General features: G+C 53.4%; 1 protein-coding gene. It reads right to left on the reverse strand.

Annotated elements, in window-relative coordinates:
• The coding region (locus EAE93_RS23925; RefSeq protein ID WP_214040728.1) for a condensation domain-containing protein at positions 1–826 on the reverse strand (826 nt) is incomplete at both ends.

Here is an 826-nt window from a genome sequence, read left to right on the forward strand (position 1 = left end):
CGGTAATATCGGTTTGCCCATCGGATAGAAACAGGCTCAGGTCAAACTTAGCAGGGCTGTATAACGATTCATCCAGTGTCACCGGCCTGAACGGCAGACGACTGTCTGGCGGATTTTCTTCAAAGTTCTGCAACCCGAACATCACCTGAAAAATCGGATGGCGGGCGGTGTCACGCTCAATATCCAGCGCCTCAACCAGTTGTTCAAACGGCATGTCCTGATGGGTCTTGGCCTCAGTCACTCGTTGATGGGTCTGTTGAATCAGTGCTTCCACACTGGCGGTTTGTTGAAATTGTATCCTTAAGGCCAGTGAGTTGACAAACATCCCAATCAGGGACTGGGTTTGGGCGTGGTGACGGTTATCGGTCGGCGTCCCCAGGACGATATCGTTTTGCCCGGACAATTTTGCCAGCGTGAGATAAAAGGCGCTGAGCAGCACGGTATACAGGGTGGTTTCCTGCGCTTTTGCCAGCGTCCTTAACTGTTCAGACAGCCGGGTGTCCAGTACAAAATTAAAATCCCGTCCCTGATAATTCACCTGTGTGGGTCTGGGATAATCGGTGGGCAGGGCCAGTGATTCGTAGCCGGACAGGGCCTGTTGCCAGTAGGCGAGCTGGCGTTCACCGATGTCGCCCTGTAAATAGTCCCGTTGCCAGGCGGCGTAATCGCCGTAGGTAATCTCCAGCGGGGGAAGCTGACTGTCGCGGCCTTCCTGCAAGGAGTGGTAAATCTCCGCCAGTTCAGCCATAAAGATATCGACCGACCAGCCATCAATGGCGATATGGTGCCATAGCATTAGTAAGTAGTGCCGACCAGACACCGAATA

Origin of the sequence: Photorhabdus akhurstii (assembly GCF_018448925.1) — a bacterium.
GTDB classification, from domain to species: Bacteria; Pseudomonadota; Gammaproteobacteria; order Enterobacterales; family Enterobacteriaceae; genus Photorhabdus; species Photorhabdus akhurstii.